Origin of the sequence: Streptomyces griseicoloratus (assembly GCF_014534645.1) — a bacterium.
In the GTDB taxonomy this organism is placed as follows: Bacteria; Actinomycetota; Actinomycetes; order Streptomycetales; family Streptomycetaceae; genus Streptomyces; species Streptomyces griseicoloratus.
Genome location: NZ_JACVQF010000211.1, coordinates 18,530 through 34,268, shown reverse-complemented (window position 1 = coordinate 34,268; position 15,739 = coordinate 18,530). Strand labels below are relative to the sequence as shown.

8 protein-coding genes are annotated in these 15,739 nt (G+C 73.4%); 3 read left to right on the top strand and 5 right to left on the bottom strand.

Annotated features, from left to right (window positions below; translation table 11 throughout):
* Positions 1–158: 158 nt before the first annotated feature.
* A complete protein-coding gene (locus H0H10_RS24640; protein WP_188183283.1) occupies positions 159–401 on the top strand; it encodes a mycoredoxin in 243 nt (80 codons plus the stop codon).
* 120 nt (positions 402–521) lie between these two features.
* Here the strand turns inward: H0H10_RS24640 and nudC are convergent, their stop codons facing one another.
* The 5 genes from nudC to H0H10_RS24615 all read right to left on the bottom strand — a co-directional run bounded on the left by nudC (position 522) and on the right by H0H10_RS24615 (position 11,122).
* Positions 522–1,466 carry an NAD(+) diphosphatase gene (nudC, locus tag H0H10_RS24635; protein ID WP_188183282.1) on the bottom strand — a complete coding sequence of 315 codons (945 nt, stop codon included), beginning with the start codon at positions 1,464–1,466 and terminating at the stop codon, positions 522–524.
* A gap of 188 nt (positions 1,467–1,654) precedes the next feature.
* Positions 1,655–3,058, bottom strand: a complete 1,404-nt coding sequence (locus tag H0H10_RS24630; protein WP_188183281.1) for a dipeptidase — start codon at positions 3,056–3,058, stop codon at positions 1,655–1,657.
* A gap of 10 nt (positions 3,059–3,068) precedes the next feature.
* The gene (locus H0H10_RS24625) at positions 3,069–6,701 is read right to left on the bottom strand and encodes an ATP-dependent helicase (protein WP_188183280.1); all 3,633 of its coding nucleotides are present in this window, start codon (positions 6,699–6,701) and stop codon (positions 3,069–3,071) included.
* A 105-nt stretch (positions 6,702–6,806) separates the two neighbouring features.
* The gene (locus tag H0H10_RS24620; protein ID WP_188183279.1) at positions 6,807–10,460 is read right to left on the bottom strand and encodes an ATP-dependent helicase; all 3,654 of its coding nucleotides are present in this window, start codon (positions 10,458–10,460) and stop codon (positions 6,807–6,809) included.
* 275 nt (positions 10,461–10,735) lie between these two features.
* A complete protein-coding gene (locus H0H10_RS24615; protein ID WP_306420972.1) occupies positions 10,736–11,122 on the bottom strand; it encodes an MGMT family protein in 387 nt (128 codons plus the stop codon).
* A 185-nt stretch (positions 11,123–11,307) separates the two neighbouring features.
* Here H0H10_RS24615 and H0H10_RS24610 point away from each other — a divergent pair, with 185 nt between their 5' ends.
* Together H0H10_RS24610 and H0H10_RS24605 are read left to right on the top strand one after the other, a co-directional pair.
* Complete coding sequence (locus tag H0H10_RS24610; RefSeq protein ID WP_188183277.1) at positions 11,308–14,064, top strand: lysylphosphatidylglycerol synthase domain-containing protein; 2,757 nt, start codon at positions 11,308–11,310, stop codon at positions 14,062–14,064.
* A 111-nt stretch (positions 14,065–14,175) separates the two neighbouring features.
* On the top strand, positions 14,176–15,735 hold the full coding sequence (locus H0H10_RS24605; RefSeq protein WP_188183276.1) for an alpha/beta hydrolase: 1,560 nt from the start codon (positions 14,176–14,178) through the stop codon (positions 15,733–15,735).
* Positions 15,736–15,739 lie beyond the last annotated feature (4 nt).

Sequence of the window (15,739 nt, the reverse complement as noted above, 5' to 3'; positions counted from 1 at the left end):
CAGGCAGGCCCCGTTAGTCGTACCAATGCGACAGGCGTCACGTGCCCGGCCGCGCCGTCGGCCGGACCATCGGCCCGCCGGCGGGAATGGTGGCGCTTTCAAGTACGTTCATCTCCCTGCGAGCACCATCCCCGAGCCGCCGAAGGAGCACGAGAGACATGCCGGGCACTGTGACGATGTACAGCACCACGTGGTGCGGGTACTGCCGTCGGCTGAAGAGCCAGATGGACCGCGAGGGCATCGCGTACACCGAGATCAACATCGAGCAGGACCCGGAATCCGCCGCGTTCGTCGAGAAGGCGAATGGCGGAAACCAGACGGTCCCGACCGTGCTCTTCGCGGACGGCTCGACGCTCACGAACCCGTCGCTCGCCCAGGTGAAGCAGAAGATCGGCGCCTGAGGCGGACCGGACCCGCATCGCTCACCGAGCATGCGAAGACGGAGAAAACAGAAGACAGGGAAAACAGAGGGGTGGCCGTCCCTGGTCGGGACGGCCACCCCTCTGTCGTGCCGTCGTGCGTCAGACGACGCTGCGCGTCGGCAGTGGCTTGCCGTACCACAGTTCGATCAGACGGGCCGCGATCGAGATGCCGTAGGGCGGGAGCACCTCGCCGGACTCGAAGGCGGCGCCCAGTTCGTCGCGGGAGAACCAGCGGGCCTCGTGGATCTCGTCACCGTCGACGGTGATGTCGGTGGTGGTGGCGCGCGCCGTGAAGCCCAGCATGAGGCTGGACGGGAAGGGCCAGGGCTGGCTGGCGATGTACTCGACGGGGCCGACGGCGATGCCGACCTCCTCGTAGACCTCGCGGCGCACCGACTGCTCGATGGACTCGCCGGGCTCCACGAACCCGGCGAGCGTCGAGAAGCGGCCCTCGGGCCAGTGGACCTGGCGGCCGAGCAGGATGCGGTCGTCCTCGTCGATGACGGACATGATCACCGCGGGGTCGGTGCGCGGGTAGTGCTCGGCGCCGCAGGCGGCGCAGCGCCGGATGTGGCCGGCCGCGGCGATGACGGTGCGCTCGCCGCAGCGCGAGCAGAACCGGTGCAGGCGCTGCCAGTTCTCCAGGGCGACGGCGTGCGCCATCAGACCGGCGTCTCGGGGCGACAGGAGCAGGCCGGCCTCGCGCAGCCCCGCCGCGCGGGCCGACTGGTCCATGCGGCCGGGCAGGGCGTCCTTCTGGAGGGCGAAGTAGCTCACGCCGTCGCCGTCGGTGCCGAGGAAGTACCGGTGTGCCTCGGTCAGCGGGGCCTCGAAGGAGGGCGTCATGACGAGTTCCGTGCGCCCGTCCGGTGTCTCGTCGATGAGGACCTGGCCGCCGGAGACCACGAAGCAGCGCGTCGAGGGGTGGCTCCACGCCGCGGCGAGCCAGGCCTCGTCGAGCCGGTGGTGCGCGGCGCGGTCGATGCCGCTCGGGGCGGTGAGCGAGATGGGGCGGTCGGCGGTGTGGTCGGTCCAGGTGGTCACGGGTGCTTCCAACTCCCCCGGTGCAGCGGTTCGTGGTTCGGCGGGCGGTTCAGCGGGTCGTACGGCGGGTGGCATCCGGGTCCAGGAGGGCTCGGCGGGTGGCATCCGGGTCCGGGAGGGCTCGGCGGTGCGGTGCGGCCCTGCCAGTGTGCCGGGCGCGGGACACCGGTCCGTACGGTGCGGAGGGCTCAGGGCGCATGGCTCCAGTGCTCCGCCAGGTCGCCCCACAGGTAGGCGGAGGTCTCGACGCCCTTGAGGAGAAGGTCGAGCTCGACCTTCTCGTCGGGGGCGTGCCAGCCGTCGGACGGCACGGAGATGCCCAGGAAGAGCACCGGTGCGCCGAGGACCTCCTGGAGGTCGGCGGCGGGTCCCGAGCCGCCCTCGCGCGTGAAGCGGACCGGTTTTTCGAAGGCGCGCCCCATGGCGCGGACCACGGACTGCAGCGCCGGGTGGTCCAGGGGCGTCAGGCACGGGCGCGTGGCCCCGCCGAAGGCGATCTCGCAGCGGATGCCGGCGGGCACCTGCTCGGCGGCCCAGGCGCGGACGACCTTCTCGACGTGGTCGGGGTCCTGTCCCGCGACCAGCCGGAAGGAGAGCTTCACCATGGCGGAGGACGGGATGATCGTCTTGCTGCCCGGGCCCTGGTAGCCGCCGCCGATGCCGTTGACCTCGGCGGTGGGGCGGGCCCAGATGCGCTCCAGGGTGGTGTGGCCGGCTTCGCCGTGGGTGGCGTACGACCTGGCCGTGCGCAGCCACTGCTGCTCGTCGAAGGGCAGCTCGGCGAAGAGGGCGCGTTCGCGGTCGGTGAGTTCGATCACGCCGTCGTAGAAGCCGGGGATCGCCACGCGCGCGTGCTCGTCGTGCAGGGCGGCGACGAGGCGGGCGGCGGCGGTGGCCGGGTTGGGGACCGCGCCGCCGAAGGAGCCGGAGTGCACGTCCTGGTCGGGGCCGTACAGCCGGATCTCGCACTCGGCGAGGCCGCGCATGCCGGTGCACACCGTGGGGGTGTCCTCGGACCACATGCCGGTGTCGGAGACGATCACCGCGTCGGCGGTGAGGCGCTCGGCGTGCTCCTCGACGAGGGCCCGGAAGTGCGGGGAGCCGGATTCCTCCTCACCCTCGACGAGCAGCTTGAGGTTGACGGCCGGGGCGGTGCGGCCGGTGGCGGCGAGGTGGGCGCGGACGCCGAGTGTGTGGAAGAACACCTGGCCCTTGTCGTCGGCGGCCCCGCGCGCGTAGAGGCGGTTGTCCCGGACGACCGGCTCGAAGGGCTCGCTGTTCCAGCCGTCCTCGCGGGCGGCGGGCTGCACGTCGTGGTGGCCGTAGACGAGGACGGTCGGCGCCTCGGGGTCGCCCGAGGGCCACTCCGCGAAGACGGCCGGGGCGCCCGGCGTCGGCCAGACCTCGGCGGTCGGGAACCCGGTCTCCTTCAGCTTGGCGGCGAGCCAGTCGGCGCTGCGGCGTACGTCGGTCGCGTGGTCGGGCTGGGCCGACACGGACGGGATGCGCAGCCACTCGGCGAGGTCGTCGAGGAAGGCCGTGCGGTGGTGCTGGATGTACGTACGGACGGCGCTGTCCGGGGTCTGGCTCATGCTCACGAGCCTATCGGCCCGCGCGGACAGCCTGGTCGTGCGGTTCGTCACCGTACGGCTCGGCCAGCAGCAGGCGCTCCAGCGCGGAGCGGTCCGGGAGGCCGGCGGGCCGTACGACCTCGCCGGTGCGGACGTACAGGAAGGCGGCCGTCACCGACTCCAGCGGTACGCGCTGCTGCTCGGCCCAGGCGAGGCGGTACACCGCGAGCTGGAGCGGGTCGGCGGTGCCGGAGCGGTTCGTCTTCCAGTCGACGATCTCGTACGTCGCCGTGGTCCCGTCGCCCTCCTTGTAGACGGCGTCGATGCGGCCGCGTACGACGCGGCCGGCGAGCTCGAGCTGGAAGGGCGCCTCGACGCGGTAGGGGGTGCGGTGGGCGTACTCGGTGCGTTCGAAGGCGTCCTTGAGGAACTGCAGGTCGCGTTCGTCGGCGATCTCGGCCTCGCTGCCGGGCAGCTCCTCCGGTTCCAGCATGGGCAGCGTCAGTTCTTCGAACCGGGCCTCGACCCAGGCGTGGAAGCGGGTCCCGCGGCGGGCGGCGGGCTGGGGCGGGCGGGGCATGGGCCGGGCCAGCTCCTGGGCGAAGCCGTCCGGGTCGGCGGCCAGGCGCAGCAGCTGGGAGGCGGTCAGGGACGCCGGCAGGTGCACCTCGGTGACGCTCTCGCGGGCGCGCAGCAGCTCGCCGGCGAGGGCGTCGAGGTCGCGGTCCCAGGAGGCGATGGTGCGGGCTTCCTCCGGGGTGAGGCGGCCGGTGGTCGTCCCGGCGCGCACATGGTCCGGTTCTGGCTCCGGGAGGTGGGGGCGTGGCAGGCCGGGGCCGTCGGCATGCCGTGGTGCCGTCGCCTGGCGCGGGACGGTGGGGCGGTCCGGGCGGGCGGGGGCCGGTGCGGTGGCCGTACGGTCCGGGGCCGGTGCGGTGGCCGGGCCGTCGGTGGTCCAGGAGTCCCAGTCGGCCGGGTCCTCGGGCCAGTCGGCCGGGTCGTCGGACCAGCCGGCCGGGTCCTCGGGCCAGTCGGCGTCCTGGGCGCCGGGAGACTCCGGATCGCCGGGGAACGCCTCGTCGTCCTCCGGCGGCGGGGGCCAGTCCGGGTCGTCGTAGGTGTCCGGGTCGTGGACGGCGGCCGGGTGGCCCTCTTCTTGGGCGGCCAGGTTCTCCAGGTGGGCGAGGACCGTCTCGGCGGCGGCTCTGCGCCGGGCGAGGGCGGCGTCGTCCAGGGGCAGCGGCCACGCCTGGTCGGCGGTCGACCGGAGCAGGGCCGGATTCTCCTCGTCCTCGGCCGGTTCGTCCGCCCATGCCTCGATCTCGCCGTACCCGGCGGCGCAGTGCTCGTACAGGGCGGCGAGGAAGTCGGACGGACCGCGGGGCTTCTTCTGGCTGGGCCCCCACCAGTGGCCGGAGCCCAGCAGCAGGGAGCGGGGGCGGGTGAAGGTGACGTAGCCGAGGCGGAGCTCCTCGGTGTGCTGGTGGTCCTTCATGGCCTCGTGGAAGGCCTTCATGCCCCGGGAGTCCCAGGAGGCGACGTCGGGCAGGGTGTCGGAGTCGCCGCGCAGTGCGTGCGGCAGCACCTTGCCCTGGGCGGTCCACTTCTCTCGGCCCTGGCCGCTGGGAAAGGTGCCCTTGACCAGCCCGGGGACGGCCACGACGTCCCACTCCAGGCCCTTGGACTTGTGCGCGGTGAGCACCTTGACGGTGTTCTCGCCGCCCGGCAGGGCGTTGTCGAGGCCCTTCTCGTACTGAGCGGCGGTGCGCAGGAAGCCGAGGAAGGCGAGCAGCGTGGCCTCGCCGTCGCTCGCGGCGAAGGAGGCGGCGATGTCGAGGAAGTTCGACAGGGTCTCGCGGCGGCGGGCGGCCAGGGCGTGCGGGGACGCCGACAGCTCGACCTCCAGCCCGGTGACGGCGAGGACGCGGTGCAGGACGTCCATCAGCGGGTCGGACAGTGAGCGGCGCAGGTCGCGCAGTTCGGCCGCCAGGCGCGCGAACCGCACGCGCGCGTCCGGCGAGAACGGCAGCCCGTCGTCGTCCCCCGTGCCGTCCAGCGGCGTTTCCAGGAAGGTGTCGAGGGCGTCCGCGAGCGATATCACCTCGGAGGGGTCGGTCCCCTCGACGGCCTCGGCGAGCCGCCGGTCGGGGTCGTCGTCGCCGTCCACGCGCGCGTGGCTCACGAGGAGCCGGGCACGCCGCCCCAGGAGGGCGAGGTCGCGCGGGCCGATGCGCCAGCGCGGGCCGGTGAGGAGGCGGACCAGGGAGGCGTTGGCACCGGGGTCCTGGAGGACTTCGCAGACCGCGACCAGGTCGGCCACCTCGGGCAGGTGCAGCAGCCCCGAGAGGCCCACGACCTCCACGGGGACGTCACGGGCCACCAGCGCGCCCTGGATCTCGGCGAAGTCGGTCGCCGTGCGGCACAGGACGGCGATCTCGCCGGGTGCCGTGCCCGTGCGGACGAGGTGGGCGACCGAGTCCGCGACCCACTCGATCTCCTCGGCGTGGGTGCGCAGCAGGGCGCAGCGGACCGTGCCGTCGCGTTCGGCGCCGGGGGCGGGGCGGAGGGCTTCCACGCCCGCGTGCATGGCGCGCAGGGGCTCGGCGAGGCCGTTGGCGAGGTCGAGGAGGCGCCCGCCGCTGCGGCGGTTCTCGCTGAGCGCCTGCCGGGTGGCGGGGCGCCCGTCGGCGTGCGGGAAGTGCTCGGGGAAGTCGTCGAGGTTGGCGACGGAGGCGCCGCGCCAGCCGTAGATCGCCTGGCAGGGGTCTCCGACGGCGGTCACGGGGTGGCCGGTGCCGCCGCCGAACAGGCCCGCCAGGAGGATGCGCTGGGCCACCGAGGTGTCCTGGTACTCGTCGAGCAGGACCACGCGGAACTCGTCGCGCAGGACGCGGCCGACCTCGGGAAGTCCGGCGAGCTGTGCGGACAGGGCGATCTGGTCGCCGAAGTCGAGCAGGTCCCGTTCGCGCTTGGCGGCCCGGTAGCGGATCACCAGGTCGGCGAGTTCACGGCGTGCGGCGGCGGCCTCGGGGACCTTGCGCAGGTCGGCGTTGGTGAGCTTGACGCTCTCCAGGGACCGCAGGAGACCGGCGTCCCAGGTGAGCAGTTCCTCGGGCCGTACGAGGTGTTCGGCGAGCTCGGCGTCGAGGGCGAGGAGGTCGCTGACCAGGTCGGCGAAGGAGCGGGTGAGCGCCGGGTAGGGACCGGGGGCCTCCCTCAGGACCCGTGCGGCCAGCTGGTAGCGGGTGGCGTCGGCGAGCAGCCGGGAGGTCGGTTCGAGACCGAGGCGCAGGCCGTGATCGGTCAGGAGGCGGCCCGCGAAGGCGTGGTACGTGGAGATCACCGGCTCGCCCGGCGGGTTGTCCGGGTCGATCGCGTCCGGGTCGGTGACGCCGGCTCTGATCAGGGCCTTGCGGACGCGTTCGGCGAGTTCGCCGGCGGCCTTGTTGGTGAAGGTCAGGCCGAGCACCTGTTCGGGGGCGACCTGGCCGGTGCCGACCAGCCACACGACGCGTGCCGCCATCACCGTGGTCTTGCCCGACCCCGCTCCGGCCACGATCACCTGCGGGGCGGGCGGCGCGACGATGCAGGCCGTCTGCTCCGGGGTGAACGGGATCCCGAGGAGCTCCTTGAGCTGATCGGGATCGGTGATGCGAGCGGGCACGTCTCAGAGGCTAGCCGCGCTCACTGACAACGGATGCCGCATCGACCCCCGGGACCGGGAGAAGCGCAGGTCAGCACATGTGGTGCGGCTGGTCACACCGGCCCCTCAGTCCACGACGTGCCGTCCCTCCGGCCGTGCGCTGCACGACGCCCGGAACGCGCAGTGCGTGCAGTGCTGGCCCGCGGTCGGGGTGAACCGCTCGTCGAGGACCTTGCCGGCGGCCGTGGCCAGCAGCTCGCCGACCCACTCCCCCGCCGCCACCTCCAGGGGCTCCTGCGCCTGCACCTTGGGCAGCGTCTCGCCGCCGTCCCGCTTGGCGGCTCCCTGGCGCAGCTGGACGAGTTCCGCGCCGCCCGGCTCCGGGCGCCGTCCCTCGAACGCGTCGTCGACGGCGCCCTGGCGGACGGCGAGCTGGTAGACCGCGAGCTGGGGATGGCGGGCGACCTCGGCCGCGCTGGGCGCCTGCTTGCCGGTCTTGAAGTCGACGACGTAGGCGCGGCCGTCGCCGTCGGCCTCGACGCGGTCCATCTGACCGCGGATGCGTACCTCGTAGTCGCCCGCCTCCAGCGTCACGTCGAAGTCGTGCTCGCTCGCCACCGGCGTGCGCCCGGCGCGGTCCATGACGTGCCACTTCAGGAACCGTTCCAGGGCCACGCGCGCGTTGGCCTTCTCCTGCGCCGACTTCCACGGGGCGTCGAAGGCGAGCGCGTTCCATACGGAGTCCAGGCGTTCCATGAGGACGTCGAGATCGGCCGGGGTGTGCCCGGAGGCGACCTCGTCGGCGAGGACGTGCACCACGTTTCCGAAGCCCTGGGCGGCGGTCGCCGGCGCGTCGGCCTTCACCTCCCGGCCCAGGAACCACTGCAGGGCACAGGTGTTTGCCAGCTGGTCCAGGGCGCTGCCGGAGAGCGTGACGGGGCGGTCGCGGTCGCGCAGCGGCGCCTTGCTCTCCGTGGGGTCCCACATGCCCCACCAGCGGTAGGGGTGGGCGGAGGGGACCAGCGGGCGGCCGTCCTCGTCGGCGAGGGCGGCGAGGCGGGCCAGGCGCTGGGCGGCGGCCTCCCTCAAGGCCTCGGAGGCACGCGGGTCGACCGTGGTCGCGCGCAGCTCGGCGACGAGTGCCGCGACGGACAGGGGGCGGCGCGGACGGCCCGTGACGTCGGCGGGTTCGACGCCCAGCTCCGTCAGGAAGCGGGAGGGCTGGTCGCCGTCGTCGGCCGGTGCCTTCACCGCGGTCACGACGAGCCGTTCACGCGCGCGCGTGGCGGCCACGTAGAAGAGGCGGCGCTCCTCGGCGAGCAGCGCCCCGGGCGTGAGGGGTTCGGCGAGTCCGTCGCGGCCGATCCTGTCGGCCTCCAGCAGGGAGCCGCGGCGGCGCAGGTCCGGCCACAGGCCCTCCTGGACGCCCGCGACGACGACCAGGCGCCACTCCAGGCCCTTGGCGCGGTGCGCGGTCATCAGACGTACCGCCTCCGGGCGTACGGCACGCCGTGTGAGGGTGTCGGCGGCGATGTCCTCCGCCTCGATCTCCTCCAGGAAGTTCAGGGTGCCGCGGCCGCCGGTGCGCTCCTCGGCACGCGCGGCGGTCGCGAAGAGCGCGCAGACGGCGTCGAGGTCGCGGTCGGCGTTGCGTCCGGCCGCACCGCCGCGCCGGGCGGACCGCTCCAGGCGCGCGGGCCACGGCGTGCCCTCCCACAGGTCCCACAGCGCCTCCTCGGCGCTGCCGCCGGCCGAGAGGCGCTCCCTGGCCTTGCGGAGCAGCGCGCCGAGCCGCTGGGCGCCGCGCGCGTACGCGGGGTCGTGCACCGCCAGCCGCTCCGGCTCGGCCAGCGCCCGGGCGAGGAGTACGTCCGAGGGCGGTGGCAGCGGGTTGCCGGCGGCGCGCTCCTCCTCTCGCAGGGCACGGCCGAGGCGGCGCAGGTCTGCGGCGTCCATGCCGCCGAGGGGAGAGGTGAGCAGGGTCAGCGCGGTCTCGGTGTCCAGCCAGCAGGTGTCCGGCGCCGCGTCCGGGTGACCGACGGGATCGGTGCCTTCCCGCGCCGGGCCGGGGCCTTCACCGCGGCCCTGGCCCTCACCGGCCGGCCTAGGGACCTCACCGGAACCCGAACCGTCTCCGGCCGGACCAGGAACCTCACCCGAAGCCGAACCGTCCCCGGACGAACCAGATCCGTCATCGGAGACCAAACCGTCCCCAGACGAACCAGATCCCTTATCAGAGCCCAAACCGCCCCCAGACGGGCCAGGCCCCTCACCAGAACCCAAACCGCCCCCGGACGAATCCTCACGGGACGGACGCTCACCGGAAGACCGCCCTTCGCCGGAATCCGGCTCGTCCGCCGGCCGGTGCCCCTCGGCGCGGCCCGACGCCTCCGCCGTCGCCACCGCACGCAGCGCCGTCAGCAGGGGTGCGACCGCCGGCTCGTGGCGCAGGGGCAGGTCGTCGCCGTCGATGTCGAGCGGGACGCCGGCCGCGGTGAGCGCGCGGCGGACCGTCGGGATGGTGCGGGAGCCGGCACGCACCAGGACGGCCATCTCGCTCCACGGAACGCCGTCCTCCAGGTGCGCCCGGCGCAGGATGTCGGCGATGTTGTCCAGCTCGGTGCCGGGCGTGGGGTAGGTGTACACCTCGACGCGGCCGCCCTCCCGTGCCGGAGCGAGGTCACGGTGGGCGCGCACCTTGTCGGCGGGGAGCCTGGTCAGCGGCATGCGCTGGGTCAGCAGCCGGGTGGCCGCCAGCAGGGCCGCCCCGGACCGGCGGGAGGTGCGCAGGACCTCGACGGGGGCCGGACGGCCGTCCGCGCGCGGGAAGGCGTACGGGAACTCCAGGATCCCGTTGACGTCCGCGCCCCGGAAGGCGTAGATCGACTGGTCGGGGTCGCCGAAGGCGACGAGGGTGCGCCCGCCGCCGGCCAGCGCGTGCAGCAGCCGTACCTGGGCCGGGTCGGTGTCCTGGTACTCGTCGACGTACACGGCGTCGTAGCGCGCGGCCAGGCGTGCGGCGACCTCCGGGCGGCGCGCGAGGAGCACCGCGCGGTGGACCAGTTCCGCGTAGTCGATCACGCCCTGCAGGTCGAGCACGTCGAGGTACTCGGCCAGGAAGACGGCGGCGGCCCGCCAGTCGGGGCGGCCGATGCGCCGGGCGAACGCCTCCAGGGCCTCCGGCCCGAGGCCCAGTTCGCGGCTGCGGGCGAGGACGGCACGGACCTCGTCGGCGAAACCGCGGGTGGTCAGACAGGCGCGCAGTTCGTCCGGCCAGCGCACGTGCGCCAGGCCGAGCCGCTCCAGGTCCGCCTGGCCGGCGAGCAGTCCGCGCACCGTCACGTCCTGCTCCGGTCCGGAGAGCAGGCGCAGCGGTTCCACGAACAGGTCGCTGTCCTGGTGGGCGCGGACCAGGGCGTAACCGAAGGAGTGGAAGGTGGTCGCCCGGGGAGCGCGCGCGGCCCCGATGCGGCGTGCCATCCGGTCGCGCAGTTCGACGGCCGCCTTGCGGCTGAAGGTGAGTACCAGGATCCGCTCCGGGTCGCCGCCCCGGGCGATGCGGTCCGCGACGGACTCCACGAGCGTGGTGGTCTTGCCGGTGCCGGGACCCGCGAGGACGAGCAGCGGGCCGGTGCCGTGGTCAACCACGGCGCGCTGTGCGGCGTCCAGACGAGGGGGATCCACACGCGCCGGCGGGGTACGGACCAGTCGGTAAGCGCCACGGCTCCCCCGTCGCGCCTGAGGCTGCGACGGACGCCTGGTGGAGGAAGAGGAGCTCACGTGGTTCGCCGGTCCTGGTGGGTGTGCTGGTGGGCGGCCCGCCCTTCGGGAAGGGCGGTGGCCACGGGATGAGGGGGACGCGCGCAGCCGACGCTACGCCGACGGACGGGACGGAAGCAGGGCTTCCCCTTCTTCCCTTTCCTCCCTCGGGGCGCTCGTGGCACGTGTGTCTCCCGCCCCACGAACGTACGTCATGCCACGGACGTGCCCGATGTGCCCCTTTTCACTCATACGGATCAGCGGTCACACCTCGGCCCGTCCGATGGCGGAAGCTGTCAGGTGTGACCCTGCGCGCGTTCGCCGCCGTCCCACCGCGCCCGCTTCAGGTCGAGGCGCGGCAGATGGCCCTCCGCGGCCCTGCTCGCCTCCTTCAGAGGCGTGCCCTCCGCCCGGTAGTGGCCGAGCGCCTCCAGTTCGTGGCCCGCGAGGAGGACGCCGTCCGCGCGGACGACGCGCCACCACGGAACGCCTCCCCCGTAGAGGGACATCACCCGGCCCACCTGCCGGGGACCGCCCTCCTCCAGCCACTCTGCGACGTCCCCGTACGTCATGACGCGCCCCGGCGGAATCAGCTCGGTGACCTCCAGGACCCGCTCGGCGTATTCCGGGAGTGCGTCCGCCTGCTCCGGGCGGGCGTCGTCGGGAAGGCTGTGCTCGCTCATCCGACCCATCCTGCCCCACTCCACCGACAGTGCGGGGCGCTCGCGGCGGTGCGCGGCCCTCGCCGGAGAGCGGCACTTCGGGCAGACTGTGCGGCCCGCGCGGGCACCCTGATGGGCCCGGCTGTCGGTGGGGCATGCCACCATCGTGCGGGCGGTGACCAGTGATACGAGAGCAAGAAGAGGCGATGAAACAGCAGGGTGTGCACCCCCAGGACGGCGAGGGCACCTCTGACGGCTCGTCGCGCCCTGGCACCGGTGACCAGAAGGGCAAGGACTCCGGAGACACCGGCGAGCGGGCGTCCGGAGGCAGGCCGGCGCCGGCCGCGGACCACACCGACGTCGCCCACATCGACGAGGTGGAGGGCGACGAACCGCTGCTCCCCGCGCGCGTGCACCGGCCCTCCGACCTCATGCGGCTCGCCGTGGGTCTGCTCGCCGTCGGCGTGCTGCTCGCCATCGCCGCGTTCGCGCACGGCACCACCTCGGGGCTCGAACAGGACATCACCAAGGGCACCGGGCAGGCACCCGACCTGCTGATCAAGATCGCGGGCCTGGCCTCCAGCATCGCGATCCTCCTGGTGCCGGTCGCCTTCGCGATCGAGCGCCTGATCAAACGGGACGGGCTGCGGATCGCCGACGGCGTGCTCGCCGCGGTCCTCGCGCACGGGGTGACCCTCGCCACCGACCTGTGGGTCGCCAAGGCGGCCCCCGGCTCCATCCAGGATGCGCTCACCCAGCCCTCTCCCGGCGACATCCACGCCCTCACCGACCCGGTGCACGGCTACCTCGCGCCCGTCATCGCCTACATGACGGCCGTCGGCATGTCCCGCAGGCCACGGTGGCGCGCGGTGCTGTGGATCGTGCTGCTCCTCGACGCCTTCTCGATGCTCGTCACCGGCTACACGACGCCGTTCTCGATCATCCTGACGGTCCTGATCGGCTGGTCCGTGGCCTACGGGACGCTGTACGCGGTCGGGTCCCCCAACGTGCGCCCCACCGGGCGGACCCTGATGGCGGGCCTGCGGACCGTCGGCTTCCACCCGGTGACCGCCTCGCGCGAGGAGGTGACCCCGGACACCACCGAGACCGGCGACCGCGGCCGGCGCTACTTCGTCACGCTGGAGGACGGCCGGCCGCTGGACGTCACGGTGGTGGACCGGGAGCAGCAGGCGCAGGGCTTCTTCTACCGCGCGTGGCGCAACCTGACGCTGCGCGGATTCGCCACCCGCAGCAGCCTGCAGTCGCTGCGGCAGGCGCTGGAGCAGGAGGCGCTGCTCGCGTACGCGGCGATCGCCGCCGGCGCCAACGCGCCCAAGCTGATCGCGACGTCCGAGCTGGGTCCCGACGCCGTGATGCTCGTCTACGAACACACCGGCGGACGCACCCTCGACTCGCTGCCGGACGAGGAGATCACCGACGAGCTGCTGCGCGGCACCTGGGAGCAGGTGCGGGCCCTGCAGTCCCGGCGCATCGCGCACCGCAGGCTGGTCGGCGACGCGATCCTGGTGGATCGTTCCGGCACGGTGATCCTCACGGAGCTGCGCATCGGCGAGATCGCCGCCGGCGACCTGCTGCTGCGCATGGACATCTCGCAGCTCCTGGTGACGCTCGGCCTGCGGGTGGGGGCCGAGCGCGCGGTGGCCTCGGCGGTGGGCGTGCTCGGCCCCGACGCCGTGGCCGACTGCCTGCCGATGCTCCAGCCCATCGCGCTCAGCCGCTCCACGCGCGCGACCCTGCGCAAGCTGGCCCGGGAACGGGCCCAGCGCGAGCGGGACGCGGTCCTGGAGGCGTCCCGGCAGGCCAGGCAGAGCCGGCTGGAGGCGGCCGGCGAGGACGCCGGGGTCGTACTCGACAAGCCCGACAAGAAGGCCGTACGCGCGGAGCAGCGGGCCGAGAAGCGGGCTCTGGACGAGGCGCTGGACGAGGCGCGCGAGGAGGACCTGCTCACGCAGATCCGGCACGAGGTGCTGCGGATCAGGCCACAGGCCCCCGTCGAGCCGGCCCGCCTGGAGCGGGTCCGGCCACGCACGCTGATCAGCTTCATCGCCGGTGCGATCGGCGCGTACTTCCTGCTGACACAGCTCACCCACATCGAGTTCGGGCCGCTGATCTCGAACGCCGAGTGGGGCTGGGTCGCCGCGGCGGTGCTGTTCTCGGCGGCGAGCTACGTCGCCGCGGCGATGGCCCTGCTGGGGTTCGTGCCCGAGCGGGTGCCGTTCCTGCGGACCGTGGCCGCGCAGGTCGCCGGGTCGTTCGTGAAGATCGTCGCCCCGGCTGCGGTCGGCGGCGTCGCCCTGAACACGCGCTTCCTGCAGCGCGCGGGGGTGCGGCCCGGGCTCGCGGTGGCGAGCGTCGGCGCCTCGCAGCTGTTCGGTCTCGGCTGCCACATCCTGATGCTGCTGGCCTTCGGCTATCTGACCGGCACCGAGAAGACGCCGTCGCTGTCGCCGTCCCGGACGGTCATCGCGGGTCTGCTGACGGTGGCGGTGCTCGTGCTGGTCGTCACCTCGGTGCCCTTCCTGCGGAAATTCGTCGTCACGCGCGTGCGGTCGCTCTTCGCCGGCGTCGTGCCGCGCATGCTGGACGTGCTGCAGCGGCCGCAGAAGCTGGTCACCGGCATCGGCGGCATGCTGCTGCTCACCGCCTGCTTCGTGATGTGCCTGGACGCCTCGATCCGGGCGTTCGGCGACGAGTCGACGTCGATCAGCATCGCCAGCGTCGCCGTCGTCTTCCTCGCGGGCAACGCGCTGGGGTCGGCGGCACCGACACCGGGTGGCGTGGGCGCGGTGGAGGCCACCCTGACGGTCGGCCTGATCGCCGTGGGCCTGCCCAAGGAGGTCGCCGCACCTGCGGTGCTGCTGTTCCGCCTGCTCACCCTGTGGCTGCCGGTGCTCCCGGGATGGCTGGCCTTCAACCACCTGTCGAGGAAAGAGGCGCTGTAGCGGCCCGGACCACGCCCCGCGGACACCCCAGCGGTTCCGGCCGCGCCTCCCGCCTCCCTCGTACGGCTCCCGCCCCGAGCGCACGGCACCGCACCGCCGCACGATGGGTGCATGCCGAATACCGCCCGGCTGCGTGCCGTCGCACTCACCGCCTCCGCCATCGCCACCGGCCTGCTCCTGTCCGCCGTGGTGGCGGACGGCCGCAGCGACTCCGCGAGCGACGCGGACCTGGCGGACCAGAAACTCAGCTGGACGGCCTGCCCGGCACCGTCCCAGGCCGAGGGCGGCGGCTCCGCTCCCTCCCCGCTGCCGGACGGCGACGCGTGGCAGTGCGCCACGATGAAGGCCCCGCGCGACTGGGACGACCCCAAGGGGGACACGATCGGCCTGGCGTTGATCCGGGCGCGGACCAGCGGTGACGCGAGCCGGCGGATCGGCTCGCTCGTCTTCAACTTCGGCGGCCCCGGAGGCTCGGGCGTCACCACGCTGCCCGCCTTCGGCCCGGACTACGAGAAGCTGCGCACCCGCTACGACCTGGTCAGCTTCGACCCGCGCGGAGTCGGCCGCAGCGCCCCCGTCCTCTGCCTGAACGACAAGCAGCTGGACACGTACTTCCAGCAGGACGCCACCCCCGACGACGCCGCCGAGCGCACCGAGCTGGTGGACAACACCAAGAAGTTCAACGGGGCCTGCGAGAAGAACTCCCGGCAGATGCTGCCGCACGTGGCCACCACCGACGCCGCCCGCGACATGGATCTCATGCGCCAGGTCCTCGGCGACGACAAGCTGTACTACTTCGGCATCTCCTACGGCACCGAACTCGGCGGCGTCTACGCCCACCTCTTCCCCGAGAAGGTCGGCCGCGCCGTGTTCGACGCGGTCGTCGACCCGACGCAGACCGCCGAAGAGGGCTCGCTCGCACAGGCGAAGGGCTTCCAGCTCGCCCTCGACAACTTCGCCGAGGACTGCGTGTCGCAGGTCGAGGACTGTCCCGTCGGCGACAGCGCGCAGGACGTCAAGAACCGCATCGCCCGGCTGCTGCGGGACCTGGACCGCAGACCGATCCCCGGCATCAGCCCCCGCGAACTCACCCAGACCGCGGCGACCAGCGGCATCGCGCAGGCGCTGTACTCGAAGGACTTCTGGGAGTACCTCACCGAGGGACTGGTGCAGGCGTACGACGGCGACGGCAGGGTCCTCATGGCGCTGTCGGACGCCCTGAACGGACGCAGCGAGAACGGCGAGTACAGCAACCTCGTCGCGGCCAACGTCGCCATCAACTGCGCCGACGACAAGCCCCGGTACGACACGGCGTACGTGGAGCGGAAGCTGCCCGAGTTCAGGAAGGCGTCCCCGCTGTTCGGCGACTACCTCGCCTGGGGCATGCTGAGCTGCACCGACTGGCCGGTGGCCGGAGCCGCGGCCCATCCCGACGTCAGCGCCCCCGGAGCCCCGCCGATCCTCGTGATCGGCAACACCGGGGACCCGGCCACACCCTACGAGGGCGCGGGACGGATGGCGGACGCACTGGGCAAGGGCGTCGGAGTCGAGCTGACGTACCGGGGGCAGGGGCACGGCGCCTACGACAGCAAGAACAAGTGCGTGCAGGACGCCGTGCACGGCTATCTGCTGGACGGCAGGACGCCGGCGGACGGGACCGTCTGCTCCTGACCCG

Bases quoted from the DNA above. Each gene is read 5' to 3' on its own strand.
- H0H10_RS24610 (WP_188183277.1), top strand. From the start codon at position 11,308: ATGAAACAGCAGGGTGTGCACCCCCAGGACGGCGAGGGCACCTCTGAC.
- H0H10_RS24630 (WP_188183281.1), bottom strand. From the start codon at position 3,058: ATGAGCCAGACCCCGGACAGCGCCGTCCGTACGTACATCCAGCACCAC.
- H0H10_RS24640 (WP_188183283.1), top strand. From the start codon at position 159: ATGCCGGGCACTGTGACGATGTACAGCACCACGTGGTGCGGGTACTGC.
- H0H10_RS24605 (WP_188183276.1), top strand. From the start codon at position 14,176: ATGCCGAATACCGCCCGGCTGCGTGCCGTCGCACTCACCGCCTCCGCC.
- H0H10_RS24615 (WP_306420972.1), bottom strand. From the start codon at position 11,122: ATGAGCGAGCACAGCCTTCCCGACGACGCCCGCCCGGAGCAGGCGGAC.